This window comes from Achromobacter sp. SD115 (assembly GCF_017355315.1).
In the GTDB taxonomy this organism is placed as follows: domain Bacteria; phylum Pseudomonadota; class Gammaproteobacteria; order Burkholderiales; family Burkholderiaceae_B; genus Achromobacter; species Achromobacter xylosoxidans_B.
On sequence record NZ_JADIJM010000008.1, the window covers coordinates 219,816 to 236,606 of the forward strand.

The 16,791-nt window shown below is 66.8% G+C and carries 11 protein-coding genes; 7 read left to right on the top strand and 4 right to left on the bottom strand.

Annotated features, from left to right (window positions below):
- Positions 1-3: 3 nt before the first annotated feature.
- Both IPU70_RS14130 and IPU70_RS14135 read left to right on the top strand, forming a co-directional pair.
- Positions 4-2,583 (top strand): fimbria/pilus outer membrane usher protein, encoded by a 2,580-nt coding sequence (locus IPU70_RS14130; protein ID WP_207468083.1) that lies wholly within the window; start codon positions 4-6, stop codon positions 2,581-2,583.
- Positions 2,584-2,626: 43 nt separating this feature from the next.
- A complete protein-coding gene (locus tag IPU70_RS14135; RefSeq protein WP_207468084.1) occupies positions 2,627-3,625 on the top strand; it encodes a fimbrial protein in 999 nt (332 codons plus the stop codon).
- Here IPU70_RS14135 and IPU70_RS14140 read toward each other — a convergent pair.
- Positions 3,606-5,081: an MFS transporter gene (locus tag IPU70_RS14140; RefSeq protein ID WP_242702492.1), complete on the bottom strand. Its 1,476-nt coding sequence runs from the start codon at positions 5,079-5,081 to the stop codon at positions 3,606-3,608. The genes IPU70_RS14135 and IPU70_RS14140 overlap by 20 nt on opposite strands.
- Positions 5,082-5,178: 97 nt before the next feature.
- On the opposite strand from IPU70_RS14140, the gene IPU70_RS14145 reads away from it, so the two are divergent.
- The 4 genes from IPU70_RS14145 (at position 5,179) to IPU70_RS14160 (ending at position 8,734) form a co-directional block, all read left to right on the top strand.
- Entirely contained in the window at positions 5,179-6,069 is an 891-nt protein-coding gene (locus IPU70_RS14145) for a helix-turn-helix transcriptional regulator (RefSeq protein WP_207468085.1), read from the top strand.
- Positions 6,070-6,160: 91 nt separating this feature from the next.
- The gene (locus tag IPU70_RS14150; protein WP_207468086.1) at positions 6,161-7,054 is read left to right on the top strand and encodes a DMT family transporter; all 894 of its coding nucleotides are present in this window, start codon (positions 6,161-6,163) and stop codon (positions 7,052-7,054) included.
- A gap of 77 nt (positions 7,055-7,131) precedes the next feature.
- Entirely contained in the window at positions 7,132-7,893 is a 762-nt protein-coding gene (locus IPU70_RS32785; protein WP_242702493.1) for a PadR family transcriptional regulator, read from the top strand.
- Between the two features lie 25 nt (positions 7,894-7,918).
- Positions 7,919-8,734: a siderophore-interacting protein gene (locus tag IPU70_RS14160; RefSeq protein ID WP_207468087.1), complete on the top strand. Its 816-nt coding sequence runs from the start codon at positions 7,919-7,921 to the stop codon at positions 8,732-8,734.
- A 40-nt stretch (positions 8,735-8,774) separates the two neighbouring features.
- Here IPU70_RS14160 and IPU70_RS14165 read toward each other — a convergent pair whose 3' ends face one another.
- Positions 8,775-9,653, bottom strand: a complete 879-nt coding sequence (locus IPU70_RS14165; RefSeq protein ID WP_207468088.1) for a LysR family transcriptional regulator — start codon at positions 9,651-9,653, stop codon at positions 8,775-8,777.
- 103 nt (positions 9,654-9,756) lie between these two features.
- On the opposite strand from IPU70_RS14165, the gene IPU70_RS14170 reads away from it, so the two are divergent.
- On the top strand, positions 9,757-10,617 hold the full coding sequence (locus tag IPU70_RS14170) for an oxaloacetate decarboxylase (RefSeq protein ID WP_207468090.1): 861 nt from the start codon (positions 9,757-9,759) through the stop codon (positions 10,615-10,617).
- A gap of 10 nt (positions 10,618-10,627) precedes the next feature.
- Here the strand turns inward: IPU70_RS14170 and IPU70_RS14175 are convergent, their stop codons facing one another.
- Together IPU70_RS14175 and IPU70_RS14180 are read right to left on the bottom strand one after the other, a co-directional pair.
- Positions 10,628-13,504, bottom strand: a complete 2,877-nt coding sequence (locus IPU70_RS14175; RefSeq protein ID WP_207468091.1) for a WG repeat-containing protein — start codon at positions 13,502-13,504, stop codon at positions 10,628-10,630.
- Positions 13,501-16,629, bottom strand: coding sequence for a WG repeat-containing protein (locus tag IPU70_RS14180; protein WP_207468092.1), 3,129 nt, complete (start codon positions 16,627-16,629; stop codon positions 13,501-13,503). The genes IPU70_RS14175 and IPU70_RS14180 overlap by 4 nt, the downstream gene beginning before the upstream one ends.
- Between the last annotated feature and the right edge of the window lie 162 nt (positions 16,630-16,791).

A 16,791-nucleotide genomic window follows, 5' to 3' on the forward strand; every position in this document is an offset into this window, starting at 1 on the left:
GTTATGAAAAACTCTCTATCCCCGCTCCTGTACACGCGAGCCCGTGCCTGCCTGCGCTTGACGCCCCAGTGCGCCTCGTTGCTGGTGGCCCTGGCCTCGCACGGCCTGGACGCGCATGCCGCCGAGACCGCGGCGCCGGGGACCATGGTGGCCACGGTGGAGTTCGAAGATGCCTTCCTGATGGGCGGTTCGGGCCAGCGCACGGATCTCTCCCGCTACGCGAAAGGCAATGCCGTCGCGCCCGGCAACTACATCGTGGACCTGTTCATCAATCAGGGCTATGTGGGCCGCGTGGAGGTGTCGTTCGCGCCGGCTGCAGGCGAGGCGGCGGCGCAGCCTGTGTTCGACCGTCAACTGTTGCAGCGCATCGGCGTTGACCTTGGCAAGCTGTCCGCCGAGGCGACCGACAAGCTGGCGCAAGGCGCCAGCCTGCGTCTGGACGAAATCGCCGCCGACGCAGGCAGTGATTTCGACTTTGGCGACCAACGCCTGGACCTGAGCATTCCCCAGGCCTCCATGAGCCGTCACGCCCGCGGCTATGTCAGTCCGGAGCTGTGGGACTCGGGCGTGAATGCGGCCATGCTGGATTACGACTTCAATCTGTACAACTACCGCAACAACGCATTTGGCGGCACGCAGCGGCAGGGCTATCTGGGCCTGCGGGCCGGCGCCAACATCGGCGACTGGCGGCTGCGCCACAACGGTTCGTATTCCTTCGATTCCCAGGGCCGCCGCCAGTACCAGAACATCTCGACCTACGCCCAGCGCGAGATCGTTGCGCTGTCGTCCCAGCTGACCCTGGGCGAAACCTACACCACTGGCGAACTGTTCGACTCCACGCCCTTCAAGGGCATGCGCCTGGCCAGCGACGACCGCATGCTGCCCGACTCGCTGCGCGGCTACGCGCCGGTGGTGCGCGGCGTGGCCAACAGCAACGCGCGCGTCACCATCCGCCAGAACTCGGCCATCATCTACGAAACCACGGTGGCGCCGGGCGCCTTCGAAATTACCGACCTGTACGCCACCGGCTACGGCGGCGACCTGGAAGTGTCGGTGCAGGAGGCCGATGGCAGCGTGCGCACGTTCTCCGTGCCCTACGCGGCCGTGCCGATGTCGCTGCGTCCCGGGGTGAGCCGCTACAGCGTGGTGGGCGGCGCCGTGCGCAACAAGCAGCTGTCGAAAAGCCCGCATTTCATGCAGGCCACCTACCAGCGCGGTCTGTCCAACCTGGTGACGGGCTATGCCGGCGCCACGGTGGCGCAGAACTACACCTCGGCCTTGCTGGGCGGCACGCTCAATACATCGGTCGGCGCGATCGGCGTGGATGCGACCCAGTCGCGCCTGTCGCAGAACGGTGTCACGCATACCGGCACCAGCATGCGCGCCAGCTACGCCAAGAACCTGCCCAACACCGGCACCAACGTTTCCATCGCGGCGTACCGCTATTCCACCGGCGGCTTCTATGGCCTGAACGAAGCCATGAATTCGCTCTACGGTTATGGCCAGTACCGCTATTCCGGCAGCATGGTGCGCGAGCGCAACCGCGCCTCGCTCGTCCTCAGCCAGCAGTTGGGTGGACAGCGCGGCAGCATCAACTTTACCGGCTCGACCGTGGACCATTGGAACCGCGACGGCCGGGACGTGAACTACAGCATCGCCTATGCCAACACCTACAAGACCCTAGGCTACAACCTGACGGTCCAGCGCCAGCGCGACAGCCGTCAGCAGATGGGCACTGCGGTCTACGCCACGCTCAGCATTCCGCTGGGCAAGAGCAATCCGCTCAGCCTGTCCACCAACGTAGGACGCGCTGCCACCGGCCGCATGCAGGTGCAAAGCACGCTGTCCGGCTCCACGGGCGAGGACAATCAGCTGTCCTATGGCTTGAGCGCCGATCACGCCTCCGGCGGTTCCAGCGAGTCCATCAGCGGCGGAAGCGCCAACTTGCTTTACCGCGCACCGGTAGCGGAATTCACAGGCAGCGCGGGCGTGGGCACGGGCTACTCGCAAAGCTCGGTCGGCATGCGCGGCGCAGTCGTGGTCCATCCGGGCGGCGTCACGCTGTCGCAACCCTTGTCCGAGACCTTCGGCATCGTTGAAGCGCCCGACGCCGAAGGCGCGCGCCTGCTCAATGCTTCCGGCGTACGCGTCAACAGCCGCGGCTATGCCGTGGTGCCGCATCTGACGCCGTATCGCATGAACGCGGTGGAAATCGACCCCAAGGGTTTGTCGACGGATGTGGAGCTGCAGGTCACCAGCCAGCAGGTGGCGCCCCGCGCCGGAGCGGTCGCGATGCTGCGGTACGCCACGGTGTCGGGTCGGTCAGCGATGCTGCAGGTGCTGAAAGCCGATGGCAAACCGCTGCCGTTCGGCGCCAGCGTGATGGACGAGCATGGCGTGGAAGTCGGTCTGGTCGGGCAGGCCAGCCGCGTGCTGGCGCGGGGTTTGCAGGAGAGTGGTCAGTTGACCGCCAAGTGGGGCGAGCAGTCTGGCGATGCTTGCCGCATGGCTTACGAGCTGCCGGCAATGGAGAAAGGCACGCGTCCCGATACTTATCAGCAGATCGAAATCCGTTGTGATTAACCAATTAAACGGCTGTGCAATCGCTACCGATCGGAATTACAAAATGAAGATTTTTCGAAACCTATACTCATTTGGCGTGATGCTCTTGTTGCTGGCGCTGTCTCCCAGTGCCTATGCCGGGCTTTGTCCATATTCTGGCAATAGCGCGCTCGTCCACTCAAATGTCAAGCTCGTCGTCGATCCCAAGACGCCGGACGGTACTGTGCTGCTGTCTTTTGATACTGTTGCCAACGGCAAATTCGGTGGCCCTGGTTCCTGTCTTAGCGGCAACGTCCTGATGTCGTTCGAAGGTGTGGGTGCGCGGGTTGGACCCAATATTTTCGAGACCGGCATTCGGGGAGTCGGCGCCCGCCTGACGCTGACAGGGGGAACGTGCGCCACCGGCCTCTTTCCTGTGAGTTGCACAGCTCGATTCGGGCCTGACGTGAACAATATCGGCTTGCGCGTCGAGCTGATCAAGACCGGACCCATGACCGAGAGCACCATATCGCGTGCACCTATCGGCAAAATGCTCGACAACTACGTGCATCCCACCAACCCCTCTCTGTTTGCGTATTTCCTCGTTTCGGGCACCGTAGAAATACTGAAACCGCCCACCTGTTCGGTTTCGTCGAGCGGACCCATCAAGGCGCCGTTGGGGAGTTTTCCCGCAAGCAGCTTCAAGGGGGTCGGCTCCACCTCGTCCGCACGGCCTTTTAGCATCGATCTGAAGTGCTCGGGTGGAAATGCGGGTATGTCCAGAGAGGTGTATGCCACGCTGACCGACGCCACCAACACCGGCAACCGCTCCAATGTTCTGACGTTGTCGCCGGATTCCCAAGCCAGAGGTGTCGGCATCGAGATCCTGAAGGGAGACGCCGTGCTTGGCTATGGCCCGGATTCGCAAGCGGTCGGAAACGTCAACCAATGGTACGCGGGCTCGGTGTCTACGGGTACCGGCACGTACTCCATTCCACTGTCGGCGCGCTATGTGCAGACCGAGCCCGTTGTGACGAATGGGTCCGCCAATGGCCGCGCCACGTTTACGATGAGCTACCAATAGCGGCGCGCGGCGCCGGCAAGCGACCTCCTAGCCGCCATAGTACAAGTGCCGCAGCCAGGATCACCGCTACGTTGAACTGCATGGCGCTGGCAAAAGCGCTGGCGTGACGTTCGGCCGCGCCCGCAGCGGCATGGGCGTCCAGCGCGCCGGCGTACAGCATGCCCGCCGCGGACACGCCTAGCGCCGCGCCCACCTGCTGCAAGGTTGATACGACGCCTGCCGCCATGCCGGCATGGCGGTCTTCCACCAAGCCCAGCGCCAGATTCACCAGCGGCGTGTTGACGGCGCCTTGTGCGGCTCCCAACCACACCAGCGCCGGCAATAGCGACCATGGTGCGAGGCTGGCGCCGGCCGCGCCGACCTGCAGCATCAAGGTCGCGGTGGCGGCGCCATACAGCAGCGCGGCCAGCGCGATGGCGCGGGTGCCGAAGCGCGCCACCAGCCGCGGCGCCACCATCGATCCGGCCACGAAGCCCACGCTGGCCGGCGCGAAGATCAGGCCTGCCGTCAGCGCGTCCAAGCCGAAGCCGGTCTGCACCAGCAGCGCATAGCAGAGGAACATGGCGCTGGCGGTTGAGAACACCAGCATCACCAAGAGGCAGCCTGCCGCGAAGCGCGGTTGTGCCAACAAAGCCATGTCGACCAGGGGCGCGCCGCCGCGCGCCGCGATGCGGCGCTGCATGCGCACGAACAACGCCAGCGCGACGACCGCGGCCGCGCCGCAAGCCAAGGTCCACGCGGGCCAGTGCCGCGTGGGCCCTTCGATCAGCGCCAGCAACAGCAAGGTCAGGCCCGCGCCCACCAGCGCCGCGCCGGGCCAGTCCATGCGCGCACCCGAAGGCTCGCGAGATTCCGGAATGTGGCGAGCCAGTCGCCACGCCAGCAGGCCCAGCGGCACATTGAGCAGAAAGATGCTGCGCCACGCCAGGCCGAACAGGTCGGCGTGCACGATCCAGCCTCCCAGCACTTGTCCCGCGATCGCCGCCAGCCCCAGCGTCATGCCCAGCAGACCGAAAGCGCGCTGCCGTTCGTGGCCCTGGTAGCTGACGCGGATCAGCGCGTAGACCTGCGGAAACAGCATGGCCGCCGCCATGCCTTGCAGGACGCGCGCCGCGATCAGCGTGTCGGCCGTGGGCGCCAGGCCGCACAGCGCCGAGGCCAGCGCAAATCCTGCCATGCCCAGCATGAACAGGCGTCGCCTGCCATGACGGTCGCCCAGCCGGCTGCCCGCGATCAGCAGCACGCCATAGGCCAGTTCATAGGCGGCGATGATGAAGCTGATCTGCGCGAAGCTGGCGGACAGGGTGGACTGCATGCTGGGGATGGCGACGTTCACCACGAACAGATCGAAGATCGTGATGAAGCCGCCCGACAGCAGCACGGCCAGGCCCAGGCGGCCCATGGCAGGGGGCGGCGCAGCGTGCAGGGCGGGGCAGGGGCGCGTGGAGGATGTCATGGAAAGCGCCATCGGAGTCGGGATGGGCGCTATTCTGTAGAGGCTTTTAGCCTTATACAATTTAGCTAGTTATGCTATTACTGGGTGCAATAGACTCATGACCGCTACCGAAGCCCCGAAGCGCCTGGCGCGCACCCGCGCCGATCTGTCCGAGTTCCTGCGGCTGCGCCGCGAACGGCTCAGTCCCGCCGCAGCCGGGCTGCCTGCGGGAGGCCGCCGGCGCACGCCGGGATTGCGTCGCGAGGAAGTCGCCGCGTTGGCTGGCGTGGGCTTGGCCTGGTACACCTGGTTCGAACAAGGCCGCAACATCAGCGTGTCGGCCGGGTTCCTGGAAAACCTGGCGCGCGTGCTGCAGCTGGACGCCGCCGAGCGCCGCCACTTGTACCTGCTGGCGCACCAGCGTCCGCCATCGGAACCGGGCCGGACCTGGTGCACGGTCCCTGCGCAGGTGCGACGGCTGATGGACGATCTGCCGGCGCGTCCTGCCTACATCCTCAATCTGCGCTGGGACGTGGTGGTGTGGAACGCGGCCGCGGACCGGGTGTTCAATTTTTCGGCGCAGGCGGAAGGCCGCAGGAACCTGCTGTGGATGCTGTTCGCCGACCCGGCGATGCGCGAACTGTTCGTGGACTGGCCGGCGCAAGCGCCCGCCATGCTGTCTACCTTCCGCCGCGATTTCGCCAGCGCGGGCCAGGCGCCGGATGTAGCCGAACTGGTCGACGAACTGGAATGCGTGTCGCCGGATTTCAAAGCCTGGTGGCGCGAACACGATGTGCATGGAGCCTGCATGGGCCTGCGCAGCCTTTGTTTGCCGTCCCTGGGCGAGTTGACGTTCGAGCATTCCACCTTGTCGGTGGACGAGAGCCGGCATCTGCGGCTGGTGGTCTATGCGCCCGCGCCGGACGAACCGAAGGCGGCGGATTTCGAGCGCTGGCTGGGGGGGCGCACAACCGCCAGATCCAGGCCCGCCCGTGGCACCAGGGAATAGGCGCGGCGTGGGTCTACGGCACCGCGGCGGGCGGCTCCTATAGTCGGGTCTTTCCCGTATTGCCGCGTCCTCGCGGACGTCTCTGCCGATCATGTCCACCGCCGCGCTTCCCCGCCGCCACGCCTTGCTGCTTTTGGGCGTGGTGGTGTTGGCCTGGGGTTTCACCTGGATCGTCAACAAGCAGCTGTTGGAATACATGACGCCCATCTGGGCGGCTGCCGCGCGCACGATGGTGGGCGCGGCAGCGTTGCTAGTGCTGGGCCTGACGTTGCGCCGCGTGGCGTGGCCGGTCAAGGCCGACATACCGGTGATCCTTAGCGTCGGGCTGCTGCACATGGGTGCCTTCGCCGCGCTGGTCAGCCTGGGCATGCTGCATGTGCCGGCGGGGCGCTCGGCCGTGCTGGCCTACACCACACCGCTGTGGGTAATTCCAGGAGCCTGGCTGTTCCTGGGAGAGTCCGTGGGCCGCGCCCGGCGCTTGGGCCTGACGCTGGGCCTGCTGGGCCTGATCGTCATCTTCAATCCGCTGGATTTCGACTGGGGCAGCCGCGACGCGCTGGTGGGCAACGGCCTGATCCTGCTGGCGGCGCTGTGCTGGGCGGCCAACATCGTCTACGTGCGCGCTCACCGTTGGGTGACGCCGCCATTCGAACTGGCGTTCTGGCAGGCCCTGCTGGCCTCCGCCGTGCTGTCGGCGGTGGCCTACACGACCGAAGGCGCGCCGCAAGTAACCTGGAGCGCGGACCTGGCGTGGCTGCTGGGCTATGCCGGCGTGTTCGGCATCGCGGTGGCGCACTGGGCTGCCGTGAACGTAAATCGTGCATTGCCTGCGGCCGTCACTTCCATCGGGCTTTTGGGCGTGCCCGTGTTCGGCCTGCTGTGTTCGGCCGTGTTCCTGCATGAGCCGGTCAGCGCCTCGCTGCTGGCGGGCATGGCCCTCATCGTGGGAGGGATCGCGGCAGGGGTGATTGAACGTCGCGCTTGACGGTTGGACTATCGCAGGTATATCGTAAGATATATGTCGTAAGATATAGATCTTGCGATAGACACTGGAGGTAAACCATGCGTGATGCCCAATTCCTTACCGCGTTCGTGCGCCGTGCCCGCCAGAAGCCGGAGGGCCGCCACGATCATTCCCATTCTCATCATTCCCATGCGCACCATCGCCACCACGGTGAGGGCCATGGCCACCATCAGCGCCACGCCGGCGCGGGCGGCGACTGGTTCTCCGGTCCGGCCGACGAGCGCGGCGAGGGTGGCGGCTTCGGCGGCGGTTTCGGCGACGACGGGCGCGGTTGGACCCGCAGCCGCAAAGTCAGCGCCGACGACCTGCAGCTCATGCTGCTGGGCCTGCTGGAAAAAAATCCCAGCCATGGCTACGAACTGATCAAGGCGCTGGGCGCGCTCAGCAACGGCTTCTATACGCCCAGCCCCGGCATGGTCTATCCCGCGCTGACCTATTTGGAAGAGCTGGGCTACGCCACCGTGGAGCAAGAGGGCGCGAAGAAGCGCTACCACCTGGCGGAGCCGGGCCGCGTGCATCTGGACGGCAACCGCGAGCGCCTGGCGCTGATGTTCAACAAGCTCAAGCACGTGGCGCGCAAGATGGATTGGATGCGCCAGGCCTGGAGCGGCCAGCCGCGCACTGTCGGTCCGGAAGGCGAAGACACCGCTACGGGTTGGCTGCCGGAATTCGTGGTCGCGCGCCAGGCGCTCAAGCGCGCGCTGCTGGACCGCACCGACGCCTCGCCCCAAGAACAACGGCGCATCGCGGCCATCCTCGCCCGCGCCACGGCGGAAATCACGGACCCGAGCTGTTCCTGATTCCGATTCTTTTCCTGGAGTATCCATGACCCGCAACGACCTGAATGTCGAACGCGTCCGCCACGACCTGAAGATGCGCACGCTGACCGTGGCCAGCGTCGAACGCATTGCCGGCCTGCTGGCCCGCGTCACCTTCACCGGCGACGACCTGCAGGACTTCGTGTCCGCCTCGTTCGACGACCATGTGAAGCTGTTTTTTCCCGCCGATCCGTCCTTGCCGCCGGCGCTGCCGGTCGTAACCTCGGACGGCATCAAGTTCCCCGAGGATGCGCCCAAGCCTGCCGCGCGCGACTACACGCCGCGCCGTTTCGACACGGCGCGCAGGGAGCTGGACATCGATTTCGTGCTGCATGGCGACGGCCCCGCGTCCACCTGGGCGGAACAGGCCGAACCCGGCCAGCAACTGGGTATAGGCGGCCCGCGCGGCTCTTTCGTCGTGCCCAAGGGCTTCGACTGGCACGTGCTGATCGGCGACGAAACCGCCTTGCCCGCCATTGCCCGCCGCCTGGAAGAGTTGCCGGCCACCGCGCAGGCGCTGGTGCTGATCGAAGTGCCGCAGGCCTCCAACGAGATTCCGCTGCCTACCCAGGCCCAGGCTTCCGTGCGCTGGCTGCATCGCAACGGCACCGCGCCGGGCTACAGCACCCTGCTGCTGGAAGCGGCGCGCGAACTGAAACTGCCGGCGGGCGAAGGCTATGCCTGGGTCGCCGCGGAATCCGCCGCGGCCAAGGCCTTGCGGGAAATCATGGTGACGCAGCACGGCATCGACAAGAGCCGCATCCGCGCGGCCAGCTACTGGAAGCGCGGAGCGGTCGCCGTGCACGAGTCGCACGAAGGCTGAGCCCGGTCTCGATCCGCCGGCAGGCGCGCGGGCAAGATCCTCAGCCGCCGGCCAAGGCCAGCAGATTACGCACGCGTCCGCCGGCGCCCTGCTCGCGCACCGCCAGGCCCAGCACCGCGCGCGGCCAGTCCAGCGCGAAGGGGCGGTACACCACGCCGTCGGGGCGCAAATGGCGCAAGGACTCCGGCACGACGGCCACGCCCATGCCCGCCGCCACCAGGTTTACTGCCGACGATAGTTGCGGCGCGCGCTGGCCGATCTGCGGATTCAGCCCATGCTGGCGGCAGGCCGCCATGATGTCGGCGCTGAGCCCATAGCCGGACTTGCGCGAATACAGGATGAAGCGCTCCTGCTCCAGGTCGGCCGGCGCCAGCCGCTTGCGCCGCGCCAGCGGGTGGCCCAGCGGCAGCGCTACCACCAGCGGCTCTGCCGCCAATTGCGTGAATGCCAGGCCGCCGTCCAGCGCAAAGGGCGGGCGCACGAAGGCCGCGTCGATGGCGCCGCTGCGCAGCTGCGCCACCAGCGTTTCGCTGTCGCCTTGCGACAGCGTCATCTCCACGTCCGGATACTGCTGCCGGTACTGCCGTATCAGCTCCGTCACCACGCCGCTGAAGGACGCGGATTCCGTGAATCCCAAGGTGAGCTCGCCGACTTCGCCGCGCGCGGCGCGCTGCGCGGTCAGCACGGCGGCCTGGGCGCGCTGCAGGATGTCCTGCGCGCAAACCAGGAAGGCACGGCCGGCGTCGTTCAGCGCGACGCCGCGCCCCATACGGTCGAATAGCGGCGTGCCGACTTCCTGCTCCAGCTGGCGGATCTGCTGCGACAGCGGCGGCTGCGCCATGCCCAGCTGTTCCGCCGCGCGCGTGAAGTGCTGGGCCTCGGCGGTGGCGACGAAGTAACGCAGATGGCGCAGTTCCATATCTGTACTTTAAAAGTATTGATTATCAATTTTCCATATATTGGACATTCTATTGCGACGCGCCGATCATGCATACATCGACGACACCCGCAAAGGAATCCACATGACTGCCCCCATCAAACCCAGCACCCTGTTGCGCCAGCACCTGGCCCGCGACATCGTCGTGGCGCCCGGCGCCTATGACGGCATGTCGGCGCGGCTGGTGGCGGCTGCAGGCTTTTCCGCCGTCTACGCCAGCGGCGGCGCCATCGCGCGGGCCGCGGGCTATCCGGACATCGGCCTGCTCAGCTTTACCGAGGTGATGGACCGCGTGGAAAAGATCGTGGACGCCAGCGGCCTGCCGGTGGTGGCCGACGCCGATACCGGCTTCGGCGGTTCGGCCAACGTGGAGCGCACCGTGCGCATCATGGAACGCGCCGGGGTGGCGGCCTTTCATATCGAAGACCAGTCCTTTCCCAAGCGCTGCGGCCATCTGGACGACAAGAGCCTGGTGGATGCCGAGGAAATGTGCCGCAAGGTGCACATCGCGCGCCAGACCCTGAGCGACCCAGACGCGCTGGTGATCGCGCGCACCGACGCCATCGCGGTCGAAGGCTTCGAGGCCGCGCTATCGCGCGCCGAGCGCTACCTGAAGGCGGGCGCGGACATGATCTTCGTGGAAGCGCCCGAGACGCTGGAGCAGATCCGCGCCATCGCCGAACGCCTGCCGGGCCTGAAGCTCATCAATATGTTCTACGGCGGCAAGACGCCGCTCACGCCGCTGGCCGACTTGGCGGCCATGGGCTACCGCCTGGCGATCATTCCGTCGGACCTGCAGCGCGCCGCCATCCATGCCATGCAGGCCACGCTGGCGGCGATCAAGCAGACCGGCGACAGCAGCGCGCTGGCCGATCAGCTCACCAGCTTCAAAGAGCGGGAAGAGATCGTGCAGACGCGCCGCTATCTGGCGCTGGACGCGCAGTAGGCGCGCGGCGTTAGCGGGCGCAGCGGCTGGGCAGGCTCAGCGGCCACAGCCGCTGGTCGCGCGAGCCGTACAGCGTGCGCACGCCGCATTCGATTTCCACGCGCGCCACCTGCTTGCCGGCGGGGTCGATGATCATCGACTTCTCCAGCGTGGACACGACGGTGCGGCCATTGTGGAACGGCGCGACCGCCCGGTAGTCGGCGGCGATCACCAACTTGCCTTGAGCGTCCACGTAGCCGTAGCCGCTATCGATGCCGACCGGCGCCAGGCCTTCGCGCAGCAGGCCCAGCGCGTCGAACGCGGGCCCGGCCAGCGCGCCCTTGCTGTCCACCGCGCGCATGCCCCGGTTGGACACGCGCGCCACGGCGCGTCCTTCGGAGTAGGCCGACGCAACGCCCTCGACGGAGAGCCGCTTCTTGCCGTCCAGGCCAGTGTAGTCGGTCATCTCCCGGTTGCCCGCGTAGTAGTGCCGCAGCAGCATGTCGGAGCCCAGCGGCCAGCGCCATTCGCCGGCCGGCAGCGTGGTCACGGTCTTGCCCTGGTCGTCGATCAGGCGCGGACCGTCTTCGCCCGTCAGCAGGGCGCGGGCCGGTTCGCCGCGGAAGGTACCGGCGGTGGCGGCCAAAGGCGCGATCTGCCATTGCCCCTGGCTGTCCAGATAGCCGATGCGCGGTCCGCGCCGCAGCACCGTCCAGTCGCCCATGCGCAGGTAGTTCGCGTCCTCCATGTCCACCGCTTCCGAACCGTCCGGGGTGATGGTCCAGCGGTGCTTGTCGTCGCTGGCCGCGATTGCGCCGTCGCTGTCCACGCCGACCGAGAGCTTGGGCCGGAAGGCGGTCAGCGCGCGACCGTCGGCGTTGAAAACGGCAGCGGGGCGTTCATATTCATTCTCCTGCGGTCCCGCCTGGCGCAGCTTCCAGATCCGGGCAGTAATGCGTTCGGCGCTATGGTGGCTGGGCGGCATGATCCACTTGCCCTGCAGGTCGATGACGCCGACGCGGTCCTGGCCCAGCGAGGCGATCGCCTGACCGTCCTGGAACAGGCCGATGTCCAGGAACGCGGGCGCGGCGAGTTCCTTGCCGGCGACGAAGTCGTACAAGCCCCAGGGCGAGCCCTCCGCCGCGGTCTTGAGGAAGCGGACCACGCCGGGGGCGACGATCTGCGCTTCGAAGAAGTCGCGCGGCAGGTCATAGGTCTTGCCGTCGCGGTCCAGCATGCGGCTCACGCCATCGGCATAGGCCGGCGCGTACCCGTGGCGGAACGGTCCGATATGTTGTTGCACGGGCAGGTCCATGGGCTTGCCCATGGCATCCAGCAGCAGCAGGCCTTCGGCGGTCTGCGCGGCATAGCGTAGTTGCTCCGCCTCGAGTCCCGCGGCTTCTGCCTCGGCTTGCGCGCCATAGTCATCTTCGGATCCGTCCAGCGGGACGATGTTGCTCCAGGCCGGATCGGAGGCAATGCCGCCGTCGGCCAGCAGCAGGCCGGCGCCGCCCTCGTCGCATTGGCAGTGGTCCTGGGCCAGCAGGCCCAGCGCGCTGCCGGGAATGTCCAGCGGCAGCTCCCGGAGCGAGCGGCTCTTGGCGGCCTCCACCGTTTCGGGCTTGAGCAGTGCGCGGCCCTCATCGTCCAGCACGTTGAGCAGTTCGCCTTCCTGCTTGAAGACCCACAGCTTGCCCTGGCTGACTACCATCCTGCCGGTGTCCTTGAGCCAGGCGGGAGCCGTTACGCCGTGCAGCCAGTTGCCCATCGGCGTCAAGAGGCCCACGGGTACGCGTTCCTCGTTCGAGAACAGCACATAGCCTTTCTGGTCTTCAGCCACGATCAGGCCCGGGCCCAGCGTCAGCGGCTCGGCGCGTCCCGGCACCAGCGCCATCTGCTTGTCGCCGGAGGGGTAGACGATGGCGTCGCCGTAGCGCTGCGATCCCTGCGCTTCGGCGGACTTGAGCGTAATGACGGGCTTGCCGTCGCTGTCCAGCACGGCATAGGAGCCTCGGCCGAGTTCGGCGCTCCAGAATGCCGGGGTCACGGGCATCATGCTGCGGTAGCCCTGGTCCGCGCCCACGGTCTTGCCATTCGCGTCCAGCAGCAGCGCCTCGCTTTCGTGATAGGCGACCGCCATCGAACCGTCTTCGCCCGGCACCGAAATGTCCTGGTAGTCGGGTTCCAGCACCCACTTCCAGTCCCGGTCCACCAGGCCGTACCGGCCTTCCGCATTGATCGCGATGTACAGGCCATTGCCATAGGACTTGACGAGGCTGACGCCGACGTCGTTGTAGCGGCGCTCGCCGCTGCTGGAGCGGTACTCCGGCTTGTACTCCACCGTCGCCAGCGCCGGCACGCCCGCGCCCAGATGCAGCGATTGCACGCCTTCGTCCAGCGGTTCGCCCACCGGTTGGCCCTTGCGGTCGATCAGTAGATAGCGGCCGTCCAGTATGGCCACGGTCAGGCCGATCTCGGCATAGTCCTGCACGGCGTCGTAGCGCGGCGGCACCGCCATCCGGCCTTTGGTATCGATGAAACCCCATTTGCCTTTCCATTTCACCGCGGCCAGGCCGTGGCTGAAGTCGCCCACCGCTTCGAAGATGGGCGAAATCGCCAGCCGGCCGTTCTGGTCCAGGAAGCCCCAGGCATGGCGGCGCAGCGACTGATCGCGTGGCACGCGGTCGATGTTCACCAGCGCGGACGGCAGCAGCACCGCGGCGCGCTGGTCCGCCAGCGCGCGGATGCAGCCGTTGGCGTAGGGGCTGACGTCATCGGCGACCGTGAGGCTGTAGGGCTTTTCCTCGATGCAGTATGAATTGCCGAACTGCGCATGCGCCGACAGGGACGCGCCCAGCGCGGCCAGGGCGCAGGCAAGGCGGGTGGTGCGTATCGCGCGTGACTTCATGGTTGTTTCGCTTTGGCGTTGTCGGGGGCGAGTTCGAACTTGTCGGCCACGGGGCAATCCATTTTCTGTTGCGGCCAGGTGATCCTGCCTTGGTCGTCCAGGATCGTCACGGTGTCGCACACCACGGTAAAGGTGGCGATAGGCACACCCTTGGTATCGATGTACTGCGTGTTCCGGCTCTGGTGGTTGCTGCGGACCAGCGCGCGTTCCTCGCTGAAGTTTCCTGCCCAGGTAAAGACGGGCGGGATGGCATAGCGTCCCGTCAGGTCGATGTAGCCGTACAGCTTGCCGGAATACTGCAGGCGGCGCGCCACCGCCAGGCCGTTGTTCAGCGGGCCCAGCGTGTCGAAGTGCGGTCCAACGATGCGCTTGCCGCTGGCGTCGATGAAGCCGTTCCTGCCGTTGCCCGAGGCGTTGCGGTAGGTCGCCACGCCTTCGTTGGCATGGCGGTCTTCCACGCTATAGGTGCCATCGATGCGGGTGATCTCGCGGCCCTGCAGGTCCGTCATGACGCTGACCGAGTTTTCCGAATCATGGAACACGATGCGCTGCATGGAGGCCAGCGGCGAGCCGTCGCCCCGCTTGGGCAGCACGGTCTTGCCATCCTGGTCGATCAGGCGGTAGCCGGACCCGGTATAGGCGCGTGCCAGCCCCTCCGGTTGCGCGAAGAAGGGATTGAACTCGCCGTAGATGGCGGGAACCTTCAGGTTGCCGCGGGCATCGATGGCGCCTTCGCCGTCTTCGTGTTCGATGTAGAGCCAGTGCTGGTACAGCTCCTTGCGCTCGGCCCGGCTGTCGGACACGCGCGTGGCGCCGCCCTTGGCGTCGAACACCACGGTTCCGCCGCCTGCCAGCGTACCCAGGTAGCGCCCGTCCTTCAGTCGCTCTGGCTTACCGGTCACAAGCTCGCTGGATTTGCCGCTACGCAGGTTCACCAGGCGGTAGGTGGTGTCGAAAGAGCTGCGGGAGCGCTGTCCGGAGCCGTTGTCCTCGATCAGCATCAAGCCGTTGCCCAGGTACTCCAGTTTGTACGAGCTTTCCTGTGTGGCGGGCACCACCCATTTGCCCTCGCGGTTCATCACGCCCCAGCGGTCCTGGTACTGGACCTTGGTCCAGTCGTCCTCGAACTTCTCCATGCTGTCGTATACCGGCTTGACCGCCGGCGCGCCCCGGGCGACGTTCCAGATGCCCCAGCGGTTCTCGCGGTTTTCGTCTGGCGCGCGGTACTGGATCAGTTCGCCGTCGAAGTTCATGGCGCCGTCCAGCACCTCGGCTGGCACTTGCGCGGCCTTGCCATGGGCGTCGATCACCAGGCTGTCGTCGCTGCGGCTGCGCGCTCCGCCCGCCAGCGCGTAAGCGCCGCGGAACGGGCGGATGACGCTATAGCGGGGCGGCACGGCCCAGCCGCCGTCGCCATCGATGGCGCCATACTTGCCATTGACGGTGCGCACCGGCAAGGGCATGGACGCGTCATAGCTGGAGATGTCCTCCCAGTCCGGATTGGTCACGATCTTGCCCTTGGACGTCAGGATGCCGAGAGGCTGCTTGTAGTCCAGGGGCTGCAACAGGGCCAGCGGCAAGCTGTCCGCGGTGGCGCGGCCGCGGGCCGACTCGCTGGCGGAAAAGGCTCTGATGTCGTAGTCCTGCAGGCGCGCGACCGTGTCGGCGTCCAGCAATGGTTTGCCGTCGCGCTTATAGATCTGCAGCAGGCCGCCGCCGGCATCGGGCGATGCATCCGCGCTCGTCGCTTCCGCGGCGGCGGCCCCGGTGATGTCCACCGCCGCCGTGGCTGCGTCCATCGCGGCAGGCGTGGCGATGTCGACCGCCACGGTCGCGGCTGCCGAGGCCTCGGAAGCCGCCGCGACCGCTTCTGCCGCGCTCGCGTCCTGCGAGGCGATCGCGGCGTCGGCCGAGGCCTCGACTGCCTCTCCTGGTCCATCTTCGTCAGAGACTGCGGCAGTACCAGCGGCTGCGGCATCGCCCGTCATCGCCGCGGCATCTGCCGCAGCTGCGGCTGCCGCGTCAGCCGCCATGTCCTCGGCGCGCGGCGCCAGCGAAGCCGTCACCCAGGCCAGCCCGTTGCTCAGCTGCACCCGGCCATGGCGCGCGTCTATCTTGCGGAACTTGCCGGCGGGATCGATCAGCAGCACGGCCTCGTCATCGATCATGACGCGCCAGCCATCGCGTTCATCCAGGCCGATGTAATTGCCCTTGAAGGCATGCTGCACGCCTAGCTTGGCGTTCAGCAGCAGCGCCTTGCCTGCGCCTTTTTGCTTGACCAACCACAGCCCGGGCCCTGCCAACTGCACGTCCTCGTAGCGCTGCTCATGGATGGACTTGCCGCTGGCATTCACGAACTCCCAGCTTTGCTCGCGGTTCACAGCCAGCACGTCGCCATCGCGCAACGCGGGTTGGCGGGCGCGCAGCACGTCCGGCGCGATCGCCCAGCGGGCTTGCTCGTCCAGCAGGCCCCACCAGCCGCCGTAGCGTGAATCGCGCAATTGGGCGGGCAGGTAGCCGCCGCTGGGCGCGGCCAGCGCCATGACGCCGGCGGGCAGCGTCGCCGCCTTGCCGGTCTCGGTGTTGAACAGGCGCGGCGGCATGGGCATTTCCATCGATGCCAGTTTCTGCCCGCGCTGGAAGCCCCAGGAGCGCGTGCCCAGCTCGAAGGTCTTGACCACCTTGCCGCTGCGGTCGATCAGCACGTCTTGCCCTTGCTCCTCGGCCAGCGCGGTGCCTTCGGCATTGAAACCCGTCGCTTCGGTAAAGCGCGGCTTGATGGCCCACTGCCCCTGCTTGTCGATATAGCCCCAGAGTCCGTCCTGGCTGGCGGCCGCCAGACCGTTCTGGAAGGATTTGACTTCCTGGAAAGCTGGCGCGATGGCCATGCGGCCTTGCTGGTTGAGATAGCCCCAGCGTCCCGAGTCGTCGTCGGCCGATCCTGTCAGTACGGCCGCCAAGCCCTCGTGGAAGGCCAGTTGGCATTCCAGGTCGGCGCTGTTGTATTCGTTGAGGCCGGGGGCGCACCGGTCCAGCCAGCCAGCCTGGGCCGCGCCGGGGATGGCGGGCAGGGCAGCCAGCGCCACGGCCAGCGCCAGCGGTTTGAGGGCGAGCGGGGTCTTCATCGTGCAGCGGCGCGGGTTGCAACCGCGCAAGCGTAAAGGCCGGGCTGGGCGTGCCACATGGTCGTATGCCTGCCAAGAAAGATGGGAAGGCAGCACTGTAACCAGCGGCAGCAGGCAATTAGGCGATAAATGTAACTGTCGAAAACAAACCGTTAAAAACAC